Genomic DNA, 23829 nt, shown 5'->3' with positions numbered 1-23829 from the left:
AATCATACCCATGCTAAAATCTCCCAAAACAACCGTCTGGATTTCTTTGACTTTTTCAATCTTTATTTTGATTGCTTGTTCGAATCCACAGGAAAAGGAAAACGTCATTTCAAACCCAAACCTAAGCTACGAGAAATACACCCCTTCTCCCACTGATCAAATCATTTCCAGAAGTAAATATACCGGCCAGCTTTATGGCTTTTGGCTAGGCCAATGCATTGCCAACTGGACCGGACTGATCACTGAAATGGATAAAATCGGTGGTGAAGGAAAAGATGGCAAGGGCGCAGGGTTTTACACTCGGGAAAATTGGGGAGGCCTTGACCAACCTGCAATTTGGGAAGACACCGTTCCAGAATATGGCAGGAAGATTGACTTTGTTTTGCTTGGAGAGGATAGTATTTGGGGAGCGGATGATGATACCGATATCGAGTATATGTATCAGTACCTTACTTTTCAGCATCAAACTACTCAGCTGAGCCCTGAGCAGATTCGAGACGGCTGGTTGAAGCATATCTACTCGGATGAAAACACACCCTTTATCGGAAAAGACGGAAAATCCCCCGAAAACTACCTCTGGGTATCCAATCAACGGGCGCACGATCTGATGCGGGAAGGAATGCTCCCACCTGCTACTGGTTCACCTGAAAGCAATCCCGAGTATGAAATGATTGATGCCCAGCTCACTACTGAGATCTTTGGCCTTTTTGCACCCGGAAGACCGGATATTGCCCTCGAAATCGCATCTCTTCCTATTCAAACTACCGCAAGAAAAAATGCCGAATGGGCCTCCCAATTCTATGTAGTAATGCACTCCTTGGCTGCTACGGTGGATACTACCCTGTCCCTCAAAGACCAAGTCTTTGGGCTCGCAAAAGCTGCAAGAGCCTATTTACCAGCAGAATCTGAGGTAGCCAGCATGTATGACTTTGTCTGGGAAAGTTATCAGCAAGGCAGACCATGGGAAGAAACCCGAGATAGCCTGCACACACTTTACCAGATCCAAAAAAAGGACGGATACGAATGGTATTACAAAGACCCTGTTTGCAATGGATGCTTTGCCTCAGGCATCAACTTTGGAGCAGGTTTGGTCAGCCTTTTCTATGGAGAAGGAGATTTAAAGGAAACAATCAAAATCGGGACTTTGGCCGGCTGGGATTCGGATAATCCAACTGCTACCTGGGGAGGATTGATCGGTTTTTTAATAGGAAAAGAAGGAGTAGAAAAAGCCTTTGGTCAAAAGCTCTCCAATCGATTTTATATTCATCGGACCCGTGGTGGATTCCCCAATGATGGAGTGGACACCTTCGAAAATATGGCCGAAACAGGAATCATGATCGTTGACCGGGTGGTACAGGAGCGTATGAATGGAGGAGTAGACCTTGAGAATAATCGCTACCTAATTCCAAAAATTTAAATTTATAGAAATGCAAAAGAAAACACTTCGATGGCTGATTCAGTCGGTATCTGGATTGCTTTTGACGGGTACTGGACTTTCCATGTGCATCGATGCTGGACTCAACAAACTATCTGGCGAACCTTGGTTTTGGTACGGAACTGCGGGACTGATAGTATTTCAGGCTGGTTTGAGTTTGGTGATTGATGGAGTTCGCTTTAGGAAATAGAGAATTAAGCGAATTTTAAGATATAAAGCATATTTTATCAAAAATTTAGGATGAAATTAGGGTAAGTATTAAGTCCATCATTAGTAAACCTCAAGGAAAAAACCCTGTCTAATCCTTAACTAACCCTCCCAGCCATGTTGAAAAAAATCACAATCGCTTTTCTAGCGCTCCTTGTTCTAATCCAGTTTATCCCTGTGGAAAAAAATGAAAGTAATGACATGGAGTTTGATATCTCAAAAAGTTACCAAATCGGAGATAATGTCGCCACTATCCTCAAAGGTGCATGTAATGACTGCCATACCAACCTGACTCGCTATCCTTGGTATTCAAACATTCAACCTGTCAAATATTTTTTGGCAGACCATGTGAATGATGGCAAAAGGCATTTGAATTTTTCCGAATTCACCAAGCTTCCTCTCGCTGTGCAAAACCACAAGTTTGAAGAAGTAATTGAAATGGTAGAAGAGAAAGAAATGCCCCTGGAGTCCTACACCTATTTTGGACTGCACCCTGAAGCCAACTTAACCGAAGAAGAGCGTCTGGCATTGATCAACTGGGCAAAGGATCAAATGGCTTATTTAGCAGCCACGTACCCTGCCGATAGCCTAGTCAGAAAAAGGAGGACCCCACCAAGTCAATAAAAAACGCAATAAAATGGCCCGAATTTACCGGGTCATTTTTATTTTGAGCCTATGAAGAAAATTAAAGAAGAGGAAGTTCGATGGGGGATCATCGGGGTTGGGAATGTATGCGAAGTCAAATCGGCCCCCGCCATGAATTTGATCCAAAACAGCCGCTTGGTAGCTGTCATGCGAAGGAATGAGGAGAAGGTAAAAGACTACGCAAATCGACATCAAGTCCCCAAATGGTATACCCATGCCGAGGAGCTGATAAATGATCCGGAGGTCAATGCCATCTACATCGCCACGCCTCCAAATATGCACCTACCCTACACCGAACTGGCTGCCAAGGCTGGAAAACCCGTGTATGTAGAAAAACCCATGGCTCGAACCTACGCTGAATGCCTGAGCATGATCCAAGCTTGTGAAAAAGCGCAGGTTCCACTATATGTGGCCTACTATCGAAGAGCATTACCACATTTTGTCAAAATCAAGGAGCTTCTTGAGCGAGGAGAAATTGGGTCTGTACGCAACGTTCATATTCAGATGCGGCAGGAGCCCGAACCCGAAATCATCGCGCAATTAGAGAATAATTGGCGGGTAGATCTGGAGATTGCCGGAGGAGGATATTTTTATGATCTCGCCTCGCATCAACTGGATTTGCTTCAATTCTTTTTTGGGAAGGTCATACAGGCTTCCGGATTTCAAAGTAATCAAGCTGGTCTCTACGAGGCAGAAGACACGGTCGTTGGAAGCTATGTATTTGAAAATGGCGTCATGGGAACAGGTAATTGGAGTTTTGCCAGCGCCAAAGAAAATCAGATCGATCAAATCACCATTGATGGCAGTCTAGGCCAAATCCGATTTGAGACCTTTGGAAAAGGAGAATTCCACCTTAAAAAGGATGGTGACACCGAAAAGCATTTTCAATTTGATTTACCCAAACACATTCAGCAGCCTCTGATTCAATTGATTGTGGACGATTTACTAGGAAAAAACCAGAGTCCCAGTACGGGTCAAACCGCCTCATCGACCAATTGGGTCTTGGAGATGTTGACAGGAGGAAATGGGAAGTAGGGAGTGGGAAGTGGGAAGTGGGAAGTGGAAAGTAAGAAGAGGGAGGCGGGAAGTAAATGGTGAATGGTAAGTGGTATTTTGTTCTTTAGTGGCTAAGGAAATCCTATTGAACTTTGAACACCAAACCTTGAACTTTTTAAACCCTGATTTGAAAAAAATCAAATTTTTTAAGTAAAAATTAAGATAGGCCAAAAAACCCGAAAACGGCCCTTTTCCGTTTAGATTTTTAAATAAAGGAATCGCCTTCCTGGATTTTTTCAAATTGACTAAATCCAATTAATTAATTTTTTTATGAATGTGTATTAATTCAATCATTATTTTTTGTCTATATATTTTTTAAAATCGAACCTTAATTAATTTTTTTACGAATAAGAGAATAAAATCAAACGGATTTTCTTAAAGATTTGAAAACTGGCCTGATTTTAGTTTTAGTAGGTATGCAACCTTTTTCCAAATAATTGCATCTGGAAAATAGAAGCAACCACTAAACCTGCCCCGATTATTTGTCAACCTAAACCAACACAGCATGAAAACCTCACTTCTCACCCGATGGATCACTGGCCTGATGATGGGCGTATTCTCCCTGAGTCTTTTGGCCTCCACCCCTAGCAAAGCTGAAGCCTACCATGGCATTTCCTTTCAGGTATTTTATGATGAACTGATGCCCTATGGAGACTGGGTACGCGATGCAAGACATGGCTTTATCTGGCTCCCTGCTGTAGGCCCTGACTTCCATCCTTACGGTACGAATGGACACTGGGCAATGACTGAGTTTGGTAATACTTGGGTATCCTACTACGACTGGGGATGGGCACCATTTCACTACGGTCGCTGGTACTTTGATGACTACTACAGAAGCTGGGCTTGGATTCCAGGCTATGAATGGGGTCCTGCTTGGGTGAGTTGGAGAACAGGCGGTGGCTACTACGGATGGGCACCCTTAGGGCCCAGGGTATCTGTAAGTGTGCAAATTGGGATTCCCAGCTTTCATTGGGTATTTCTGCCGCAGCGAAGAATCTACGATCGCTATGCTTGGAGATACTATGCTCCTCACCGTACCCGGATCAAGATCATCAATAGAACCACCGTCATCAACAATACCGTGGTCTACAACAACAATACCTATGTAGCGGGTCCGAGCAGTAGGGAAATCCGACGGGTGACTGGAAGAAATGTGCCAGTATACCGCCTAGAGAATAGCGCAAGACCGGGTCGAGTGGCAGTTTCCAATAATCGGGTAAGCATGTATCGACCTGAGCTATCTGAGCGAAACGGAAGAACAGTGCAGGCTAGACCTTCCAGAGTATTGGAATCCAATGAAGCTAGAAGCAGAAGATCTGTAACTGCCACAAGCCCAAGTAGAAGCCGTACGATGGAAAGCTCTCCGAGAGTCAGAACCGAATCAAATACCGGCTCTCGAACTCAAGCTGCCTCGCCTAGCCGAAGCTCGAGCAGAAGTATACAGCCTGGCAGATCAAGCTCTCCAAGCAAAAACTTCGAGACTAGACCCTACGAAGCTCTGAGACAGAATGGTCGCTCTACCCGAGTTCAATCCAGTCCAAGCAGCCGGGAAGGTTCAGTAAGACCGGACAATTCCGCTAGAAGCCGAAGCGGGTCATCTAGCAGAGTACAACCTGCTACCCGAAGCTCTTCGGTAACGAAGGCTCCGGCGCCAAGCAGACAGCGGAATGTGCAAGCTGCTCCTCAGCGTTCCAACACTCGAGTACAGGCTCCAAGCAGCGGAAATACCCGGGTAGAGGCTCCAAAAAGCAGCAGCAGAGCCCAAACTCCTACTCGAAGTAGTTCGCGGGTACAATCCTCGAGTAAGAGCAATTCCAAAGTAGCTACTCCGAGCAGAAGCAGTTCTAGCAGAAAGGCCCCGACTCGATCCAGCAGTAGCTCAAGGGGAAATTCAAGAAACAACTAAGCAATAAACGCTGTAAAAGCCATCTCAAGATTTGGGATGGCTTTTTTATGTCTTAATTAATTGATGATTTTTAACTCTGGAAAAAAATCTAAAACAGGATTGGTAATGAGTTTATAGCCCACTTCGCTTTGAGCAATTGAATAAATATTCCCAAAATCATCAAAGTTTAGAAAACCTTTTGGTAGCACTTTCTCATAAGTTTTACCCTTATAATTGGCAAGTAGAAGGCACTTCTCAAACTTTCCATCAGGATCAGCTCTAAAAACACGAGACAACTCGAAGTAATAATCATCCAAAAAAACAATATCTAACGGGTAATCTTCTACAAACTTAATCCTATCTACCATTGGAAGGGAAAGGAAATTATCAGGCTTTTCTTTCTTGAAAAATTCTCTTTGAGATAAACCTGTCAAAGGAATTGTATCCAATTGGTAGCTATTTAGGTCAAGTCTGTAATATTCTGGACTTTTTACTGAGTTTAGATAAACATAGGACTCATTAAAGTCGATTTGGGAATAATCAGGAAGTACTATTTCAGTTAATTTTTCGAGATCATTGGTTTCATTTTCAACGAACCCTAAAATCCATTTCTCAGAATGAGACTGACGTCCCAAAAATAGGATCTCTCCACTACTTGTAAATGAGAGACTCTTGAACTCAGTAAATACTAAATTTTGAAGCTGAATAACCTCTTTTTGATGGTTCTTAAACGAATAGATCACCAACTCATTGGGCTGCCTCAAAAAGAACAAATCATCGGAATCTAACAGCGGTGGTGAAAAAAATCGCTTCCAAGTTATGGATAAACCAATTGTGTCAGGCTTTAAAAAAGGCAAATATTTAAATTCTTCGCTTTCTGGCAAGGAATACAATAAGCCTGCACGTCCGAGCGTATGAAAAAATGAAACCTGATCGTTTTGCTCGAACTGAACCCACTCAGAAAATCCATTCGCATAAAATAATGCAGAGTCATAAGCCGATCCAATTTCCAGGGTATCCCGAATTGGCTTGAATACTTTTTCATCAACTTTTAAATCTTTACTGGATTCACAAGCAATAATCCCTAACAAAAAAATGTGTAGAAACTTAATTCTCATATAGGAAAACATCAAATACGACTTGATCTTCATTTATTTCTGATGAATAAAAGTTGGTCCGAGGCAGATAAAGACCTTTCTCCCCAACAAATGCCATGTATTGGTTATATGTTTTGGCGGGAAATTTTTGCTCTCCCAAAAATTCAAGATTATGATCATAAACAAGTACCGAAAACTCATTTGCCAGAACAGAGTTTGAACTGACCAAGTTATCAGGGTCAAAATCTCCTCCAATATTCGCGAATCGATAATACAATTCTCGATAAGGGTCAAAAATAAATGAAGGATAATGGGTGTTAGTTAATACAATTCTAGAAACATCTTGATTGGTCAAAGCGGTATTTTCAAGAGTTAGATCTGATTTGAATCGACTTTTGCTGGGGACCCGTTTCAAAAAGTTAAACTGAGCATCATAGACATATATGGAATCCAATGCCGGCCATGAAACTAGAATTTCACCCTCATCATTTCTGACCTTTGAATGAAAAATAAAAGATTCCGGCCAAGTCTTTTGAAGGTAGGAAAAAGGATAATCAAACGCAGAAGAATACGACATGGAATCAGTTTCTAGGTCTAGAAAAAAACTGGATGGAACCTCTTCAAAAAAACTGGATGGGCTTCTAGGACTTCTTAAAGAGAGATGATTAAAGACTAATTCATTATCAACCACCAAAGTTCTCATTGAATTAGTGGAAGGATGGTTTAAAATTTGATCAAAAACTGTCTCTTGCTTTAATTTTGGTCGAAAAACATGATAAACCCCGCTATCGAAACTTAGTATTGCATTGTTTTTCAACATCATGTAAGAAAACAAAAAAACACTATCCTGATTATGAAAAGTAAGGCCCTGCATTCTATCCAATTGGTAAGGCCCTTCTTTTGGCAAATCAATACGCTTAAAAACTACGCCCTTCTCTAAATCATAAAAATCAACTGAAAAATTATTTTCGTTTAAGATAATCAGAGACTCCTTTTTTTGGACTTTTCCGTAATCAAAAAACCGGTAATCAAAGGAAGAAACACTATCAATTACTAGGAGAAGAGAATCATTTTTTACTAAAAAATTAGAATTTATAATTTCTATATTATCCTTTTTGTAATTACAAGAAAAAATAAATGCTATCGCGAAGACATTTTGGACGAAGACGTTTTTCAAATTTCTAAAGGAAATGAAATGATTGTTGCGAAAGATAAACTAAGAAACCATTTTTTTTTAGAAAGCAAAACTTTATTGCTCAGAATATTGAAAGCAAATTCCTTATCTTGAAATAAAAAACCACCAAATCATGAAGAATAGCATCTTTTTGTTCTTGCTCCTTTTCACTTTTGAGGTAGTAGGCCAAGTCAACTTTGATCAAAATCTCCCCATCAAATACCGAAATATCGGCCCATATCGGGGAGGCCGCTCGGTCACTGCCACCGGTGTCGTCAATGATCCTTTGACCTACTACTTTGGCACCACTGGAGGTGGGCTCTGGAAAACCAACGATGCAGGACAACACTGGGAGAATATCTCCGATGGATTTTTTACAACAGGTTCAGTAGGTGCGGTGGCCGTAGCCGAAAGCAATCCCAATATCGTCTATGTTGGCATGGGAGAGCATGCACCCCGAGGAGTCATGACCTCTTACGGTGACGGAGTTTTTAAGTCCACCGATGCGGGCAAAACATGGAAAAAACTAGGTCTAGAGCAAACCCAACATATCTCACGAATCCAAATCCACCCCACTAATCCTGACATTGTTTATGTAGCAGCGCAAGGAGCTTTGTATGCTCCCAATGAAGTAAGAGGTGTATATAAATCTACGGACGGAGGCGAAACTTGGGAAAAAGTCCTTTTTGTGGACAACATGACTGGAGCCGTGGAGCTATCCATGGACATGAATACCCCTGAAGTACTTTATGCCGCCATGTGGGAACACCAGCGTTTTCCTTGGCAAGTGAAATCAGGCGGTCCGGGTTCGGGTTTGTACAAGTCCACAGATTCCGGCGAGACCTGGAAGAAAATTGAAAATGGTCTTCCCAAGGAAAAAGGGAAAATGGCCGTTTCCGTTTCCCGTGCTAATCCAAACAAGGTCTATGCCTTGATTGAAAGCGATACCTACAAAGACTTGGGCGGTTTGTTTGTATCGAATGACGCAGGAGAAAGCTGGTCCTTGGTCAACAAGGACAATCGACTGACTCAACGCGCTTGGTATTACATAGAAGTTTTTGCTGATCCGAATGATGAAAATACCGTCTGGGTGCAAAGTGCTCCAATGCTGAAGTCCTTTGACGGAGGAAAAACCTTTGAAGCCATAGACGGAGCACATGGAGACTACCACGATCTTTGGATCAATCCCAAAAACTCCAAAAATATGATTTTGGCAGATGATGGAGGCGGTTCCATCACTTTCAATGGTGGAGAAACCTGGTCCACTCAAAATAATATGCCTACGGCGCAGTTTTATCGAATCAATACGGACAACCAATTTCCTTATCGAATCTACGGAGGGCAACAGGATAATACTTCCGTGGTCATTTCCAGTATGGCTTTGGGCCGGGGCGGAATCGGAGAAGAGCATTGGAATTACTCTGCAGGCGGGGAAAGCGCCTTCTTGGCCTTTGATCCGGATGATCCGAGGTATGTCTTGGGTGGAAGCTATCAGGGAACGATCGAGGTCTTGGACATGCAGACTCAGGGCTCGACCAATATCATGGCCGCACCCATTCAATACCTCGGAATGAGTGCCGAGGATATGAAATACCGATTCAACTGGAACGCTCCGATAATTTGGTCTCAGCATGAACCGAACACCTTTTATCATGGAGCCCAAGTGTTGCTGAAAACTCAGGATTGGGGACAAACCTGGACAGAAGTATCACCCGATCTGACTCGAAATGAAAAAGAAAAGCAGGGAACTCCGGGCGTACCCTATACCAATGAAGCGGTGGGCGCTGAAAATTATGGGACTTTGGCCTATGTAATCGAAAGCCCTCATGAGGCTGGAGTGATTTGGACTGGAAGCGATGACGGTTTGGTGCATTTGACCCAAGACAATGGAGCCACCTGGACCAATGTCACACCGAAAGGCATGCAGGAAACCTTGGTGAATGCCATCGACGTCTCACCCCACGATCCGGCGACGGCCTACATTGCTACAACCCGTTACAAATTCAATGATTATACCCCAGCCATCTACAAAACCACCGACTATGGAAAGACCTGGACCAATATTTCAAAAGGAATACCTTATGGTGCCTTTACCCGGGTAGTTCGGGAAGATACCGAAAAAGCGGGGCTGCTTTATGCAGGCACCGAACAGGGAATGTACATCTCCCGAGATGGAGGAGCCAATTGGGAATCCTTCCAATTGAACCTACCCATCACCCCGATCACTGACTTAAAAGTGGCCCATGATGATTTGATTGTGGCGACTTCGGGAAGATCTTTTTGGATTTTGGACGAACTGAATGTGGTGCGGGAAGTAAAAGCAGATGTAGATCAGATCACCCTCTACACCCCTGAAGATGCCCTTTTAGCTAATTGGTACTCTTCTATGAACGGGGGAAACCTGGATGATTTTACTGGAACCCATCCTTTTCAGGGATTGAATCCAGCGAATGGCATGGTAATTCACTACTCACTCCCAGAATCGGTAACAGATTCAACCGAATTGACCTTGGAGATTTTGGATGCTCAAGGGGATTTGGTGAGAAAAATCTCTTCCAAAAGAGACCCGGAAGCCAAAACCTGGGCTGGTGGTCCTCCATTAGAACCGATCATTTCCACCCGAAAAGGACTGAATCGATTTGTCTGGGATTTGCGCTATCCGATTATGCCTGGAATTCCGGGTGCTTACATCGAGTCGAGTTACCGTGGTCATAAGGCCATCCCTGGATCCTACACAGTTCGCCTAAGCGGAATGGGTGTAAGTTCGGAGGCAAAAGCCGAAATCAAAGATCTTCCTGATTACAAGCTAAGTCCTTCAGATTATCAAGCCTATCATGCTTGGATGAGTCAACTTGAGGGAGAGGTGACCTCCATGCACGAGATGGTCAATACGGCCAAGAACTATCAGGACCAACTTTCAGACTTGCTGAAGAAATTGGAAGGAAAAAGCAGGTATTCGGACCTGAAAACTGAAGGCGAAAAACTACTCAGTGAGCTCAAGGCATGGGATGAGGATATGATCCAACGAAGATCCACCGCCTATGACGACGTGGAAAACTTCCCGAATAAGTTTACTGCCAATTTCCTCTTTATGCTGAACCATGGAGAAAGCAGCATCCCGAAAATCAATGAAGGGACCAAAACTGAATATGCTCGTCTGATGGAAGAGTGGAAACCGCTGAAAGCGGAAGGCGAGCGATTGATTCAGACTGCCATTCCGGCCTTTAATCAGATGGCGAAGGAAAAGGGTGTTGGAGTTTTGTTTGTGGATTGAGTTTAAAACCGATTGCAAATCGGTGAGGATACTTGGGGGTAGTTTGAAACTACCCCCAGTTTAGGATGATTCTAAACATAGATTAGGAAAGAGCTTAGAAGCCTTTCTTTTTTACAAATATTTTTTTTCAATTATTATTTATTGTTTTTCAATAAATTTTTACTGATTTTTGGAAAGTCAAATCCATACATCTATGAACTCTCTCAAAACTCAATGGAAAGAAAAATGGGTCAATCAGCCCTCGCTGATGCTGATCACCGTAGTCATTTGGTCCATCTTTATCGGACTTTGCATACAAGCAGGTGCCGTTTTGTTCACCTTTATTTACAGCTGGTTTAATCCTATCGTCGCCCAAAATCTTTTCGATGGACTCAATTTGTATTCCCTCAAGGAGGCAAATCCATGGTACTATGCCGGGGTAATTTCTTTTGTCTTGTTTGTCCTTGGACTAAAGGCCTATCTCTTTTATCTGATGATCCGGATTTTTCTCAAAATCGACTTGGTTCATCCATTTAGTCAGGAAGTTTCCAAGCTGATTGCTACAGTCAGTTATACCGCATTCCAAATTGGAATAGGGATTATTTTAGCCACTGCCTGTTTCAAATGGCTTGGAAAAAAAGGCTTCGAACTTGACCAAGTCTATTCGCTGATGGGTGGAGCTTATGAATTCCTCCTGATGGCAGCAATCCTGATCGCCGTCAGTCAGATATTCAAACGGGGAGTGGAATTACAGGCTGAGAATGATTTGACTGTTTAAACTTAAAATTCAATAAAATGAAATTAACTAAGATCTTACTCTTAACAACCTATATCAGCCTGGTTATCGGTATTATAGCCTTTGTAATTTTTGGATTTTTCTTTGTGAAAATGGGATTCAACGATCCAAAGTTTGACCATGGGAGCCTAGAAGGTGTAATATCAAAAAGTAAAACAAGTACTTTTAAGTTACCCATGAATATGGAAGTCAACTATTTCCTAAGAATAAAGGATAGCGAAGTTCTAGTAGACAGCTACTTTTTCAAAATCAAAAAGAAATATATCTCTAAATCCTTTTTATCTGAGGCCGAACTTCCAGAAACTGATTATCCAACGCCCATAAAAGAAAACATTTATTCCATGCCAGCATCTGATAGTTTCCTGTATGTCAAAACTGATTATTCTACGGTTGAAACTTCTCTCATTATTTTGACATCCTACTTTATTCTATCATTTGTTTTGCTGCTTGGAGGAATATCTCTCATCATCCAATTCCTAAGAAACTGCGATAGCGGTGATTTTTTTATATCTCAAAACGGAACCTACCTGAGAGTAATTTCCTACCTAGCCATCATCTACGTCTTGATCGATTATGGAAGCCAGTGGCTGATCTTCCAAAACATGAACTCTAAAATCGAAGATTCTTTTTCCGTCTCTTTAAATCCCGATTTAGAGTTTAATTGGAAATACCTCATATTTTCCCTCTTTTTGGTCATTATTGCTCAAGCCTTTACCGAAGGTACCAAGCTGAAAGAAGAGCATTCTCTAACTATCTAAGCCATGCCAATAATCGTCAACCTGGATGTCATGATGGCCAAGCGGAAAATGTCCCTTAACGAGCTTTCGGAAAAAGTGGACATTACCCTCTCTAATCTATCCATCCTCAAAACCGGCAAAGCCAAAGCCGTTAGATTCAGTACATTGGAGGCTATTTGTCAGGCCTTAGACTGTCAGCCGGGAGATATTTTGGAGTTTAGGGAAGAGTGACAGGAGTAGCAAGTATCAAGATTATAAATTAGATCCAAGACGCTTGTCTTCTTCAATTGAGATTGAATTCCATTATCAGAAATCAGCCCAACTTTCAACTTTTTATCCAATGGTTTTCCTGTTTTTTCGAAAGAAAAACATCTATCCTTTTTCAAAAAAGGTATCTGCTTCTGCAAATCCCCAAGCTGAACAATATCCCTTACTACCCCATCTGAGTGTAGTTTGACGGTGGACTAGGCGTAGTTTGAAACTACGCCTTTCTATCCAGTAGAATTTGTAATTCACAAAAGCTTCTTAGCCCAGTACTTTTATAAATAAAACCAGCCTAACCATGTCTTGAGTGTAATTTGAATGTTTGGCTTAGCGCGAAAAACTACAACTTCTTATTTCGAGGGATTGACAATTAGCTCCATCCTCTCCAATGTTCAAACTGTTCATTACTTTAAACATTTTTTCAAAATCAAGCTACTGGAACATTTGACAAAGGAAATTTCGTTAACTTCATAATACCTAAATCACTTCACATGAAGACAGCAGCAACACTTAATTTGACCTTCGAACAGATTCTTTCTCTTGTCAATCAGCTTCCCAATCAAGAAAAGTTGAAGCTTGCTAGAGAACTTGAAAAAGAGTTAATTGATAAAAAGCTCTCCCGTCTACTTCAAACATTCAATACTGATGAAATTGACCCCCAAACTCTAACCGAGGAAGTAGAAACGGTAAGGCAGGAAATCTATGAAAGAAAAAAGCTATAAAGTCATTTTTGATACTAATGTCTGGATTAGTTTTTTGATTGGAAAGAGGCTCTCTATTCTCAGAAAGGCTATTTCTACAAAGCAAATTGTATTAATTACTACCTCACAATTGCTCCTTGAGATAGAGGTCGTCACAAAAAGAGAAAAACTCAAAAAGTATTTCCCTGAAAACAGCGTGAAGGAATTACTTCAACTTTTAGAAAAAATCGCTGAAAATGTTGAAATAAAACCCAAAAACTTCCAAAGTCGTGATCCAAAAGATAATTTCCTTTTGGATTTGATTGAATTCTCTTAGGCGGATTTTTTGGTTTCAGGTGATAAAGATTTACTTGAGCTTAATCCATTTAAATCGGCAAAAATAATATCCCCCTCAGAATTTGAAGAATTTCTTAAAAGCTAGTTCTCAAATATCTTGAAGTAAAACAAAATGTGTTCTCACTGATTTTTGAACTACCTTGTAAAGAAAAGCCCCTCTTGGTAGTAGAACAAAGGCTTAAACTCGGTACAGATTGAGTCTACGCCTTTCCATCGCCACAACCAAATAATTTAAAAAAAGCTTCAAAGCAAAAGCTTTTTCAAAAAGAAAGCTCCTAATTCTTTTGTCAATACCATAGAGCGCACAGCTGAACAATATCCCATACTACCTGTTGGATTAGTAAACATCTTTTAAACTAAACCACAAAAAACCATGAGTAAAGCATCAGAAAATTCAAAGAGTTGGGAAGAGCTAGCGATCGGTCTGTACGACAAACTGACCGGGAGAAATGCTATCATCGAATACAACTTTGACTCATTCAAGTTGGGAGTTCCCAAAGAAGCAGGTTCAGAAGAACTAACCGAATGGACGATGAGCGGAAAAATAAGCGTAACTACCTATGAAAGAAAATAAGCAGCTTATCATCCATGCTGACTTTTCTATGGAAAATAGGAATGGAGACAGGGTATCCATTAAAAATGATCAAAACAGTAATTTGGTCTGCAATGTGAATTCTACCTCCCTTCCTATTTTGCCTTTTTCCTACCTCAAAAAGCTTTATCAAAAACGCTCCACAACAAAAAATCTGCATCAAGACATACTTTTTTATTTGAACAATACGCATGTCCTCACTTCTAGTGAAGGCAGTATTGCTATCCACAAGCCGATCATTGTTTTCAGGTTATTACTGAAAAGTATTTTTTCCTAAAATCAGGGATTTAGGATAGATTTGAATCAATATTAAAATTGCATTTTTCTGATTTAGGGTTTAACTTTTATACCAATCATCTAATTGAATCTCATATGATTGGGAAAATGATTACTTCACACCTAAAGGCTATCATTGGAGTCTTTCTCCTTTTCTGTTTGTCCGCTTGTTCCAAAGAAGGAATTCAAGTTGAATTGACGGAGATTAAAAATAATCTGGTGCTTTTTGCGGTAGAAAACCATACGGACCAGGACATTTATTCCATCGAGTTCGAAATCACCTACTATTCTACTGACAAATCGTTGCTGAAAATTGATACCGTCTCTTACTCGAAGACCACGGATGTGAGTGGAAATATTGTTCCTTTTGTCAAGGCTGGAGGGGAAACCACCATTACCTATTCGATGCCACAAGAGACAAGTTCTGCCACAGCAAAAGTCCTAGAATTCAAAACAGAATAAATTCCCAGCAGAATTCTGCATATTTACCCTATGCCGACTTTTCTAAAATCGAATCTGACTTTAGTTTTACTCCTTTTATCCTTTCATTTTTCTATTGCTCAGGAAATAGTAGTCTATAAAAAAATCGATACACTATCCCTAAACCTAGAGGTCTACCGACCTCAGGCAGAATCTACGGAAAATGGTTTTCCTGCCATGGTTTTCTTCTTCGGAGGCGGATGGACAGGAGGATCTATTTCCCAATTTGAACCCCAAGCAAAATACTTTTCAGAAAGAGGTATTGTATGCTTTTTGGTAGACTATCGAGTCAAGTCACGGAATCAAAGCAGTCCATTTGAATCGCTGATGGACGCCAAGTCAGCCATGCGGTTTATTCGAAGTCATGCAGATGAATTTCAGATCGATCCGGATAAAATTATTGCTTCAGGAGGATCAGCCGGGGGACATTTGGCGGCAGCCACAGCCCTGATTGATGGCTACAACGATCCCAGCGATGATTTGAGCATCAGCTGTAAACCAAGTACCCTAGTTCTCTTTAACCCTGTCATCGACAATGGTCCGGGGGGATATGGATTTGAACGGATTGGCGGTGCGTATAAAGATTTTTCTCCCCTCCACAATATCCAAGAAGGAGCTCCTCCTACCATCATTTTTCTGGGGACAAATGATGATTTGATTCCTGTGGAGACAATGGAATACTATCAAACCATCATGGAAAGAGTGGGGAGCAGATGTGAACTCCATCTATACGAAGGTCAGCCTCACGGCTTTTTCAACTATCGGAATTTTGAGTTTTATGAATCGACCCTCAGAAAAACAGATGATTTTCTGCAGTCTTTGGGTTATCTGGAAAAGCAATCAGCGATTTTGATCAAATAAAAAGCTTCGCTTGGGGCCTATTTCAAATATTAAATTCACCATTTATTTTCTATAAAATCAAGGTATTTTAGTTGAATTTCAGTTAATTGAATTTCGGTTCAATAATTTAAATGACCCAAGGAGCAAAAGATAAATGGATTGAGGCAGCCATCCAAGAAGCCAAAAAAGGATTTTCCGAAGGAGGAATTCCCATTGGGTCCGTCCTTGTCTACCAAGATAAAATCTTGGGAAAAGGCTACAACAAGCGCGTACAGCAGAATAGTGTTACCCTACACGGAGAAATGGATGCCCTTGAAAATGCCGGAAGACAGCCTGCAAGTGTTTACCGAGAATCCGTGCTTTATACGACTCTTTCTCCCTGCCCAATGTGCACAGGTGCTATTCTATTGTATGGAATTCCTAAAGTAGTGATCGGAGAAAACCGAACATTCATGGGATCTGAACAACTTTTGAAAGAAAATGGCGTCGAAGTCGTGGTGCTCGATGATGCTTCCTGCGTACAGATGATGGAAGCGTTTATTGCCAAAAACCCAAGTCTTTGGAATGGGGACATTGGAAAACCCTAAGCCAATGTTCATTCAATTACTTTCTTTTTGAGCCTTCTTTTCTTCTTTTTCCAGCTTTTTGAAATAGCCTCGGAACAAAAAGTTGGAACGCATGGCTTCCATATTGGTATTGAATCGCTCAGTGCTCGACTCGAGATTTATCAGAGTCTGCATCAAGGTGGCGCGAAATAGCGAATCTTCCATGATCAATCCTGCTGTCCCCTCTCCTGCTTGAACTCCATTGATCAACTGATTGAAGTTTTGAAGCACTGCCTGTGTCTCAGAAGTGGTGGCCTCCAGTTGCTCCAAACTTCGCTCAAACCTAGCTGTCATAACTGTATCGGAAATCAAAGTCCCAGCTAATCCTTCCCCATTTTCTATATTTTCCAAGAGTTCTTTACCTGATACTGCCATCTGAGTGGCCTGATCTCCCGCTCTTCGAAAAGAGCGAATAGCATCCTTCAGCTCCAATAAAATCGTCGTATCTGAAAGTGTATTCCATAGGTTCTCGTTTTGGTTAAGCTTCTCTGAGATTTCTGAGAGATTCATCAGGGTATTTTGAAGATAATCCCCTGAACTATTCAGTTGGCGCAGCATATCTTCTGTTCCGATTTGCTCCAAAGGTATCAAGACATCCCCCTCTTCTATAGGCAGAGATTCCCCTTCTTGGGGATGAATTTGAAGTATTTTATTACCTATCAATCCATCCGTATTGATGGTAGTTCGTGCATTTTTGAGAATAAATGGAGCCATTTTATTCCTCACCAGAAGTTCGACCTGAATGGTATTTTCATCCACCACATCGATATTACTGACAGTACCCACATTCATTCCCTTGTATAAGACATTATTCCCAGGCAAAAGACCATTTACATCCTGCATTTCTACATAAACATGCATGGACCTGCCCAAAATATTCTGATTCCTTCCGATCATATATAGCGAAAAGACCAAAAACAATAAGCCTGCAAGGACAATTGCACCTAGCTTGGCATTGGATATTTTTTTATCTGTACTCATAGTCCTTCGAAGAAATCACCCACTTTGGGGTCTTGGTTTTTGATAAGGTTTTCGAATGTGCCTTCCGCATAATTCTTCCCCTCTATCAGCATAATTATGCGGTTGGCTGTCATTCGGATACAATTCATATCATGAGATATGATAATGGAGGCTGTGTTATATTTTTCCTGAATTCGATTCATCAGTTCACTGATCTCTCTACCAGTGATGGGATCTAATCCAGTGGTCGGTTCATCGTACAAGATCACCTTCGGCTTGAGAATGATCGTTCGAGCCAAGGCTATTCGCTTTCGCATTCCACCAGATAACTCAGCCGGCATCATATCAATAGTATGCAAAAGCCCCACATCCTCCAGAGCCTCTTTGACTGCAGATTCGGCCTTTAGCTCCCGCTCTTCCTTGGTCCAGTGGCGGCGGAGAGGGAATTCCAGATTTTGTCTAATCGTCATCGAATCGTAGAGAGCATTGCTTTGAAACAAAAAGCCCACATCTGCTCGAAGCAAATCCATTTCATCCTGGTCTAGCAAACTGATATCCTGATCAAGAATGCTAATAGTTCCGCTATCCGGTTCGATCAATCGAATGATGCATTTGATCAAAACTGATTTTCCGGACCCTGACTTACCCAATATCACCAAATTTTCCCCTTCGGAAAGCTGAAGGGAAAAGTCTCTCAGCACATGATTCTGTCCAAAAGACTTGTTCAAACGGTCCACCTCGATTATTGCTTTGTCCTTTATCATGGCATCAGGTTAGACCAAGAACATCCGCAACTTGCACTGCAATCAAATCCAGAATAAACACCAATAGAGATGCGACAATCACTGCAGTAGTGGCCGACCTTCCGACACCTTCGGTTCCTTTTTGGGAATTATAACCCTTGTAGCAACCGACAATTCCTATAGCAAAACCGAAGAAAATGGTCTTGACCATCGCAGGTACAAAATCTCCGTAAATCAAGGCTTTATAAGCCTGATACCAATACAATGACCAACTCACATCTCCTTTGAGATTGGCTCCCAAATACCCTCCATAGAGTGAAATCGCAATAGCCAAACTCGATAAAATCGGTACCATCACAGTCGAGGCCAAAACCCGAGTCACCACCAAATACTTGAATGGGTTCGTCCCCGAGACTTCCATGGCATCAATCTGCTCAGTCACCCGCATGGAGCCTAGCTCCGCCCCTATTCCCGAGCCGATTTTTCCCGCACAAATCAAGGCAGTGATGACAGGCGCTATTTCCCTGACCAAAGAAACCGAAACCATGGATGGCAGTAAGGCATCTGCCCCAAACTCCACCAAGGTAGGTCGTGACTGAATCGTCAAAACCAAACCCATAATGAAGGCTGTAATTCCGACAAGGGTAAATGTTTTGTAACCGATGTGATAGCTTTGGTTTACAAACTCCTCCCACTCCTGTTTAGGCTTGGTCACCTCACGGAAAAATCGCCCCGTAAACCGGGCTATTTCACCAACTTCCCTGAAAAAGGGAGTATCTAATTTATCCAGTAGAGACATAGACTTTTTTCTATGTACCAAATTCTCCAATCTTCCTGACAAATAGTCTTGCCAAGATCAAGTCATTTTATGATAAAAATCAGGTAATAGAGCCACCAAAATCCAAATAGCTCTAAAATGCCTGCTATCGATCAAAAAGATATGGTTTCACTTGGCAAAATGGCTGGTGTTAAAAAGTCAGGAAAAATTATCTTTGATTACATTCAATTGAAACCAGAAAAAAATGAGCCCAAAAAGAATCTTCTTCACCGGCGGATCCGGAAAAGCCGGAAAGCATGTCATTCCCTATCTCCTTGATCAGGGTCATCGCGTCATGAATGTGGACCTAAAACCACTAGATCATCCCGGAGTGGATAATCTCATAGCAGATATTGCCGATTCAGGCCAAATGTTCAATGCCATGAGTAGCTATGCGGGTTTTGATGAATTGGAGCCGGGAACCGGTGTTCCCAAGTTCGATGCGGTGGTCCATTTTGCGGCGGTAGCCAGAATCCTGATCAATCCCGATAATGAAACCTTCCGAGTGAATGCTGTTGGAACTTATAATGTCATCGAGGCAGCAGTCAAACTGGGTATAAAAAAAATCATCATTGCTTCCTCGGAGACAACTTACGGAATTTGTTTCTCTGATGGGAAGACCAATCCCAATTACTTGCCCCTAGACGAAGAATACGATGTAGACCCGATGGATAGCTATGGACTGTCCAAGGTAGTCAATGAGCAGACTGCCCGAGCATTTCAGCGTAGATCAGGTTTCGATATCTATGCTTTACGTATCGGAAATGTGATCGAGCCTCATGAATATGAAGAACTTTTCCCCCACTATTTCAAGCATCCAGAAGTGAGAAGAAGAAATGCTTTCTGCTACATCGATGCCCGAGATTTGGGGCAGATTGTGGATTTGTGCATCCAAAAAGATGGTTTGGGCTTTGAGATTTTCAATGCCGGAAATGATCACAATGGGGCAATTATCCCTAGCAAAGAGCTTGCTGATCGTTTCTTCCCCGGAGTCCCTCTGAAATGGGAAATGGAAGAGCATGAAGCATTATTTTCAAATCGAAAAATCAGAGAGGTTTTGGGATTCAAAGAGCAGCACAACTGGAGAAAGTATGTGAAAGGGGAATAGAAAACGCTTTCTTCACCCCTTACCAATCATCCTTAAAATTTCGTCTCTTATACGATTAAAGCCTTGATTCAATCGCTTGGAATCCCTTTTTCAAAATTTTCGACTAACTTAAAGCGAAACACACCAAAACCTCTTTTTTTATGCAAATAGCCATTCATAACTGGATGCGGGCAGAATCCTTAGAAAGCACCCTTCAGCGGATTTCTGCTCTTGGATATACCCATCTCGAAATTCAAGGAGCTCCCGAAAGCTACGATAGCAGCCAAGTCAAGGAGCTTTTAGAAAAATATAATATCAAGTGTTGGGGTTCTGTGACCCTAATGCTCGAAGAGCGAAATCTACTAGCCAAGGATCCCGATCAGCGAAAACGATCTGTGCAATATGTCTTGGATCTCGCTCAACTGGTTGCCGACTTGGGAGGAAAGGTGATTTCCTTTGTGCCTGCCACGGTAGGCAAAATCATCCCCGATGCCCGTCCGGAGGAAGAATGGGAATGGGCTGTGGAAGGAGTAAAAGAAGTTTATGAATTCACAGAAGCAAATGGTCTCACCATTGGAATTGAGCCGATCAATCGATTTGAGACCTATTTCATCAATCGCGGCGCGCAGGCTTTGGCACTCGCAGAGGCAGTCGGGCCCAATTGTGGCGTCTGTTTGGATACTTTTCACATGAATATCGAAGAAGTTGATATGTTTGAAACGATCCGGCAGGTAGGTTCAAGATTAGTCAATTTCCACGTGGCTGACAATAACCGGATGGCTCCAGGGATGGGTAAGTTAAATTGGGAAAAAATTATGGCTACGCTCAAAGAAATCGATTATGACAAGGTGCTTTCTGTAGAATTTTGCCCACCTATTGATCGTACTCCGGCCAATCCATACCCAAACTCCATCGATGAAGCACCGGAAGGTCTGAGTCCCGAGCAGCTGAAATTCCTACAAGACCACGGCAGTACAGCGGTCACTGAGGATTTTTATACCATGCTGACCAAAAGATCTATCGAACAACTCAAACCTTTCCTTCAATGAAGATAGCAAATATTGAAGCATACTGGCTTCGCTGCCCCATTCCAAAGGAAAAGCAACACCGCTCCGACTACGGTCTGCTGACTAATTTTGATATGACCTTGGTGGTAGTGACCACAGACACAGGCCTTCAGGGTTTTGGCGAGGCCAAAGCTGCTGTCGGCTCCTCGGGTTCTTGCGCCAGCATTGTGAGCTGCGTGGAAAATGAGTTAAAACCTGCTCTCATCGGACAAGACGCCAGCCAAATCAACCGAATCTGGGAAATCGTCTACAACGGTACCCGAGATCATTACGCGCTTTCCCGAGGTCGAAAATTCCCCATCTTAGGTAGAAGAGGATTGACCATTTCCGCTCTGAGTGGCATTGATACGGCGCTTTGGGACATCAAAGGAAAAGCCTTGGGAGTACCCGTGGTAGAACTTCTCGGAGGAAGCTGCCGAGACAAAATGCCTGCATATGCCAGCGGTGGCTGGGCAGGTTCTGATGCGATTGGGGAGCAATTGAAAGGATATACTGAAAAAGGATTTTCAGGAGTGAAAATGCGTGTGGGCGTTATGGATGAAACGGTGGCCGAAAGCATCAAGCGGGTTCGCGCGGCAAGAGAAGCGCTACCCGACCATATCAAATTGATGACTGATGCACATGGCACCTTTAGTGTTCCGGAAGCGAAACAGTTTTGCCGAGGAGTAGAAGATTGCAATTTGTATTGGTTTGAAGAGCCCATCAGTCCGGACAATCGAATCGGAACAGCCGAAGTCAGGGCAAGCACTCACATCCCTATTGCGGCTGGTGAAAGCGAGTACACGGCTTTCGATGTCAGGGATTTGATAGCCGAAAAAGCCTTGGACGTCATACAGCCGGATTGTGCCATTATCGGAGGGATTACTGAAGCCATGCGCGTATCTCAACTGGCTCATACCTATCAACTGGAACTCGCACCTCATTGCTGGGGATCTGCATTTTCATTTATGGCTGGACTTTCGGTAGCTTTTGCTTCACCTTCGGCCAATGTGATCGAGTTTTCATTAGGAGGAAATCCGATGATGTATGACCTGGTCAAAGAAAAGATCAGTGTGGATGAAAAAGGGATGCTTTCCCAACCTACCCAACCCGGTTTGGGCCTCACACCAAATTGGGATTTTGTAAAAGAATTCAAACAATAAAAATCATGGCAAAAGCAATCAATATCAATCACGTAGCCTTGGTAGTCACGAATCTGGAAGAAGCTTGTCAATTCTATGAAAAAGAATTGGGCTTGGAAGCTATTCCTGCCTTTCTTTTTGACTATCCCACGGCCTTTTTCAAGATCAACGAGGACCAGCAATTACACCTGACCGAATGGGAAGATGTTTTTTCATTTAGGGGACATATTTGTCTACAGGTGGATGATATCAATGCCATTTATTGGCGGATGAAAGAATTGGGGGTCATCGATATCAAGCCATGGGGTCATGTGCGTCAGCTTCCCGATGGACCGATTCAAATGTTTGTCAGAGACCCATCCGGAAATTTGCTCGAACTTTCTTCTGCTCCGGATGCCAAAATCGATCCCAAAATATTTGAGGATGAGCTTTTCAAGCCGGGCATTTATGTATCGGGGAGAAATGATTTTCGAGGGTACAAAACGAAGGACGCGACGCTTTATCACAAAAATAAATGAGCCAGAGAATCCTTCTTTTGGAAACCCTCGCAGAAGAAGCGATGGAGCTATTAAACGCATCGGAAGATGTGGAAATAGTCTTTGCTTTGGATGAATCCAGTCTACAAAAGGCATTAGAAAAACCGGATTTCCAGGCTATCATCACTAGAGGCAAAGGGCAAGTGAGGAGTCAATTGATGGACCAAATCCCTGGCCTGCAAGTAATTGCCCGAGCGGGAGTTGGGCTGGACAACATCGATGTCGATGAGGCAAGCAAAAGAAATATAAAAGTTGTCAATGCCCCGAACAGCAATGCCAATACCATTGCAGAGCATACCATTAGCCTCATGCTGAATCTCCAACGGAACCTTTTCAATGCTTTCAATATGGTCAAAGAGGGTCGATGGAAGGAGCGTGGAAATTATGTCGGGGATGAACTACATGGAAAAACCCTCGGAGTTTTAGGAATGGGAAATATTGGTAAGAAAGTAGCCCGAATAGCCGAAGCGCTAGGCATGGAAGTTTGCTATTGGAGTGCCTACCGTGAGCCTGTCTCCTATGCTATGATGACTTTTGATGAGATTTTGAAAAAATCAGATGTCATCTCCGTTCATCTACCTTTGACGAGTGACACAGAAAATCTAATAAGCCAAGAAGCTTTTGATCAGATGAAGGAAGGAGCTATTCTCATCAATACGGCAAGAGGAAAAATCATAGACCAGGAATCTTTGATCAATGCTTTGAACTCCGGGAAACTAGGTGGCTTTGGGGCTGATGTTTTAGCAGACGAGCCACCAAAAGCAGACGAGCCGCTGGTCACCCACCCCAATACTTTAATCACTGCTCATGTCGGTAGTTTGACCAAGACGACCTACACCAAAATGTGTGCAATGACCGTCGAAAACACCCTCGCGATTTTGAAAGGAAAAGATCCGATGGAGAATTGCATATTCAATCAACAAAGCTTAAAGGGATAAAAAAATTCTGAACCTATAGAATACGTTCTAAAACTTAAAATTTAACAATCATATTTTTTATTAAGTCCTACATCGTCTTTATCCCAAAAAAAAAACCTAATTTTCTGCCGTGAATTCACACTGTTTCCAATAATTTTTTGGAAAAAATATTGGATTACAAATGAAAATTAAAAATCAGTCT

The 23829-nt window shown here is 42.2% G+C and carries 26 protein-coding genes; 21 read left to right on the top strand and 5 right to left on the bottom strand.

The features are described 5' to 3' along the window. The first annotated feature begins 10 nt into the window (after window positions 1-10). The 5 genes from G457_RS0115475 (at window position 11) to G457_RS0115450 (ending at window position 5249) form a co-directional block, all read left to right on the top strand. Window positions 11-1417 carry an ADP-ribosylglycohydrolase family protein gene (locus G457_RS0115475; RefSeq protein ID WP_035484120.1) on the top strand — a complete coding sequence of 469 codons (1407 nt, stop codon included), beginning with the start codon at window positions 11-13 and terminating at the stop codon, window positions 1415-1417. 10 nt (window positions 1418-1427) lie between these two features. Continuing rightward, a complete protein-coding gene (locus G457_RS0115470) occupies window positions 1428-1625 on the top strand; it encodes a hypothetical protein (protein WP_026947267.1) in 198 nt (65 codons plus the stop codon). 134 nt (window positions 1626-1759) lie between these two features. Further along, a complete protein-coding gene (locus G457_RS0115465) occupies window positions 1760-2266 on the top strand; it encodes a heme-binding domain-containing protein (protein WP_026947266.1) in 507 nt (168 codons plus the stop codon). A gap of 51 nt (window positions 2267-2317) precedes the next feature. Then, entirely contained in the window at window positions 2318-3322 is a 1005-nt protein-coding gene (locus G457_RS0115460; RefSeq protein ID WP_026947265.1) for a Gfo/Idh/MocA family protein, read from the top strand. 526 nt (window positions 3323-3848) lie between these two features. Continuing rightward, a complete protein-coding gene (locus G457_RS0115450; RefSeq protein ID WP_035484119.1) occupies window positions 3849-5249 on the top strand; it encodes a DUF6600 domain-containing protein in 1401 nt (466 codons plus the stop codon). 56 nt (window positions 5250-5305) lie between these two features. Here the strand turns inward: G457_RS0115450 and G457_RS0115445 are convergent, their stop codons facing one another. Both G457_RS0115445 and G457_RS0115440 read right to left on the bottom strand, forming a co-directional pair. Beyond that, window positions 5306-6379, bottom strand: coding sequence for a hypothetical protein (locus G457_RS0115445; RefSeq protein ID WP_026947263.1), 1074 nt, complete (start codon window positions 6377-6379; stop codon window positions 5306-5308). Beyond that, a complete protein-coding gene (locus tag G457_RS0115440) occupies window positions 6336-7502 on the bottom strand; it encodes a DUF4221 family protein (RefSeq protein WP_026947262.1) in 1167 nt (388 codons plus the stop codon). Before G457_RS0115440 ends, G457_RS0115445 begins: the two co-directional genes overlap by 44 nt. A 130-nt stretch (window positions 7503-7632) precedes the next feature. On the opposite strand from G457_RS0115440, the gene G457_RS0115435 reads away from it, so the two are divergent. From G457_RS0115435 to G457_RS0115375, 11 genes are all read left to right on the top strand, one after another. Further along, complete coding sequence (locus G457_RS0115435) at window positions 7633-10773, top strand: VPS10 domain-containing protein (RefSeq protein WP_026947261.1); 3141 nt, start codon at window positions 7633-7635, stop codon at window positions 10771-10773. A 193-nt stretch (window positions 10774-10966) separates the two neighbouring features. After that, window positions 10967-11530 carry a DUF2975 domain-containing protein gene (locus tag G457_RS0115430; protein ID WP_026947260.1) on the top strand — a complete coding sequence of 188 codons (564 nt, stop codon included), beginning with the start codon at window positions 10967-10969 and terminating at the stop codon, window positions 11528-11530. A gap of 17 nt (window positions 11531-11547) precedes the next feature. Beyond that, the gene (locus G457_RS0115425) at window positions 11548-12306 is read left to right on the top strand and encodes a DUF2975 domain-containing protein (RefSeq protein ID WP_026947259.1); all 759 of its coding nucleotides are present in this window, start codon (window positions 11548-11550) and stop codon (window positions 12304-12306) included. 3 nt (window positions 12307-12309) lie between these two features. Further along, window positions 12310-12516, top strand: a complete 207-nt coding sequence (locus G457_RS0115420) for a helix-turn-helix domain-containing protein (RefSeq protein WP_024283048.1) — start codon at window positions 12310-12312, stop codon at window positions 12514-12516. A 524-nt stretch (window positions 12517-13040) separates the two neighbouring features. Next, window positions 13041-13271, top strand: a complete 231-nt coding sequence (gene vap15 / locus G457_RS0115410) for a type II toxin-antitoxin system VapB15 family antitoxin (protein WP_026947258.1) — start codon at window positions 13041-13043, stop codon at window positions 13269-13271. Further along, window positions 13252-13566, top strand: coding sequence for a putative toxin-antitoxin system toxin component, PIN family (locus tag G457_RS21710; protein WP_211230235.1), 315 nt, complete (start codon window positions 13252-13254; stop codon window positions 13564-13566). The genes vap15 and G457_RS21710 overlap by 20 nt, the downstream gene beginning before the upstream one ends. 393 nt (window positions 13567-13959) lie before the next feature. Then, complete coding sequence (locus tag G457_RS0115395; RefSeq protein WP_026947257.1) at window positions 13960-14160, top strand: hypothetical protein; 201 nt, start codon at window positions 13960-13962, stop codon at window positions 14158-14160. After that, a complete protein-coding gene (locus G457_RS0115390; RefSeq protein WP_035484114.1) occupies window positions 14147-14455 on the top strand; it encodes a hypothetical protein in 309 nt (102 codons plus the stop codon). Before G457_RS0115395 ends, G457_RS0115390 begins: the two co-directional genes overlap by 14 nt. Before the next feature lie 107 nt (window positions 14456-14562). Then, a complete protein-coding gene (locus G457_RS0115385) occupies window positions 14563-14916 on the top strand; it encodes a hypothetical protein (protein ID WP_155847178.1) in 354 nt (117 codons plus the stop codon). 30 nt (window positions 14917-14946) lie between these two features. Continuing rightward, on the top strand, window positions 14947-15795 hold the full coding sequence (locus G457_RS21705) for an alpha/beta hydrolase (RefSeq protein WP_035484112.1): 849 nt from the start codon (window positions 14947-14949) through the stop codon (window positions 15793-15795). Window positions 15796-15905: 110 nt separating this feature from the next. Further along, window positions 15906-16361: a nucleoside deaminase gene (locus G457_RS0115375; protein WP_026947254.1), complete on the top strand. Its 456-nt coding sequence runs from the start codon at window positions 15906-15908 to the stop codon at window positions 16359-16361. A gap of 12 nt (window positions 16362-16373) precedes the next feature. Here G457_RS0115375 and G457_RS0115370 read toward each other — a convergent pair whose 3' ends face one another. Genes G457_RS0115370 through G457_RS0115360 form a run of 3 tightly spaced genes read right to left on the bottom strand, consistent with a single transcriptional unit; the run spans window position 16374 to window position 18881 of the window. Beyond that, a complete protein-coding gene (locus G457_RS0115370) occupies window positions 16374-17360 on the bottom strand; it encodes an MlaD family protein (RefSeq protein ID WP_026947253.1) in 987 nt (328 codons plus the stop codon). Next, a complete protein-coding gene (locus G457_RS0115365; protein ID WP_026947252.1) occupies window positions 17357-18103 on the bottom strand; it encodes an ABC transporter ATP-binding protein in 747 nt (248 codons plus the stop codon). The genes G457_RS0115370 and G457_RS0115365 overlap by 4 nt, the downstream gene beginning before the upstream one ends. Window positions 18104-18107: 4 nt before the next feature. Next, window positions 18108-18881 (bottom strand): MlaE family ABC transporter permease, encoded by a 774-nt coding sequence (locus G457_RS0115360; protein ID WP_026947251.1) that lies wholly within the window; start codon window positions 18879-18881, stop codon window positions 18108-18110. A 223-nt stretch (window positions 18882-19104) separates the two neighbouring features. On the opposite strand from G457_RS0115360, the gene G457_RS0115355 reads away from it, so the two are divergent. The 5 genes from G457_RS0115355 to G457_RS0115330 all read left to right on the top strand — a co-directional run bounded on the left by G457_RS0115355 (window position 19105) and on the right by G457_RS0115330 (window position 23648). After that, entirely contained in the window at window positions 19105-20007 is a 903-nt protein-coding gene (locus G457_RS0115355) for an NAD-dependent epimerase/dehydratase family protein (protein ID WP_026947250.1), read from the top strand. A gap of 140 nt (window positions 20008-20147) precedes the next feature. Then, window positions 20148-21035 (top strand): sugar phosphate isomerase/epimerase family protein, encoded by an 888-nt coding sequence (locus tag G457_RS0115345; RefSeq protein WP_026947249.1) that lies wholly within the window; start codon window positions 20148-20150, stop codon window positions 21033-21035. Then, window positions 21032-22195: a mandelate racemase/muconate lactonizing enzyme family protein gene (locus tag G457_RS0115340; protein WP_026947248.1), complete on the top strand. Its 1164-nt coding sequence runs from the start codon at window positions 21032-21034 to the stop codon at window positions 22193-22195. The genes G457_RS0115345 and G457_RS0115340 overlap by 4 nt, the downstream gene beginning before the upstream one ends. 5 nt (window positions 22196-22200) lie before the next feature. After that, window positions 22201-22692 carry a VOC family protein gene (locus tag G457_RS0115335; protein WP_024283060.1) on the top strand — a complete coding sequence of 164 codons (492 nt, stop codon included), beginning with the start codon at window positions 22201-22203 and terminating at the stop codon, window positions 22690-22692. Continuing rightward, complete coding sequence (locus tag G457_RS0115330; RefSeq protein WP_026947247.1) at window positions 22689-23648, top strand: 2-hydroxyacid dehydrogenase; 960 nt, start codon at window positions 22689-22691, stop codon at window positions 23646-23648. The genes G457_RS0115335 and G457_RS0115330 overlap by 4 nt, the downstream gene beginning before the upstream one ends. Window positions 23649-23829: the final 181 nt, after the last annotated feature.

Source organism: Algoriphagus marincola DSM 16067 (assembly GCF_000429405.1).
Lineage (GTDB): Bacteria > Bacteroidota > Bacteroidia > Cytophagales > Cyclobacteriaceae > Algoriphagus > Algoriphagus marincola.
The sequence above is the reverse complement of the archived record's forward strand: the minus strand, read 5'-3'. Positions and strand labels throughout refer to the sequence as shown.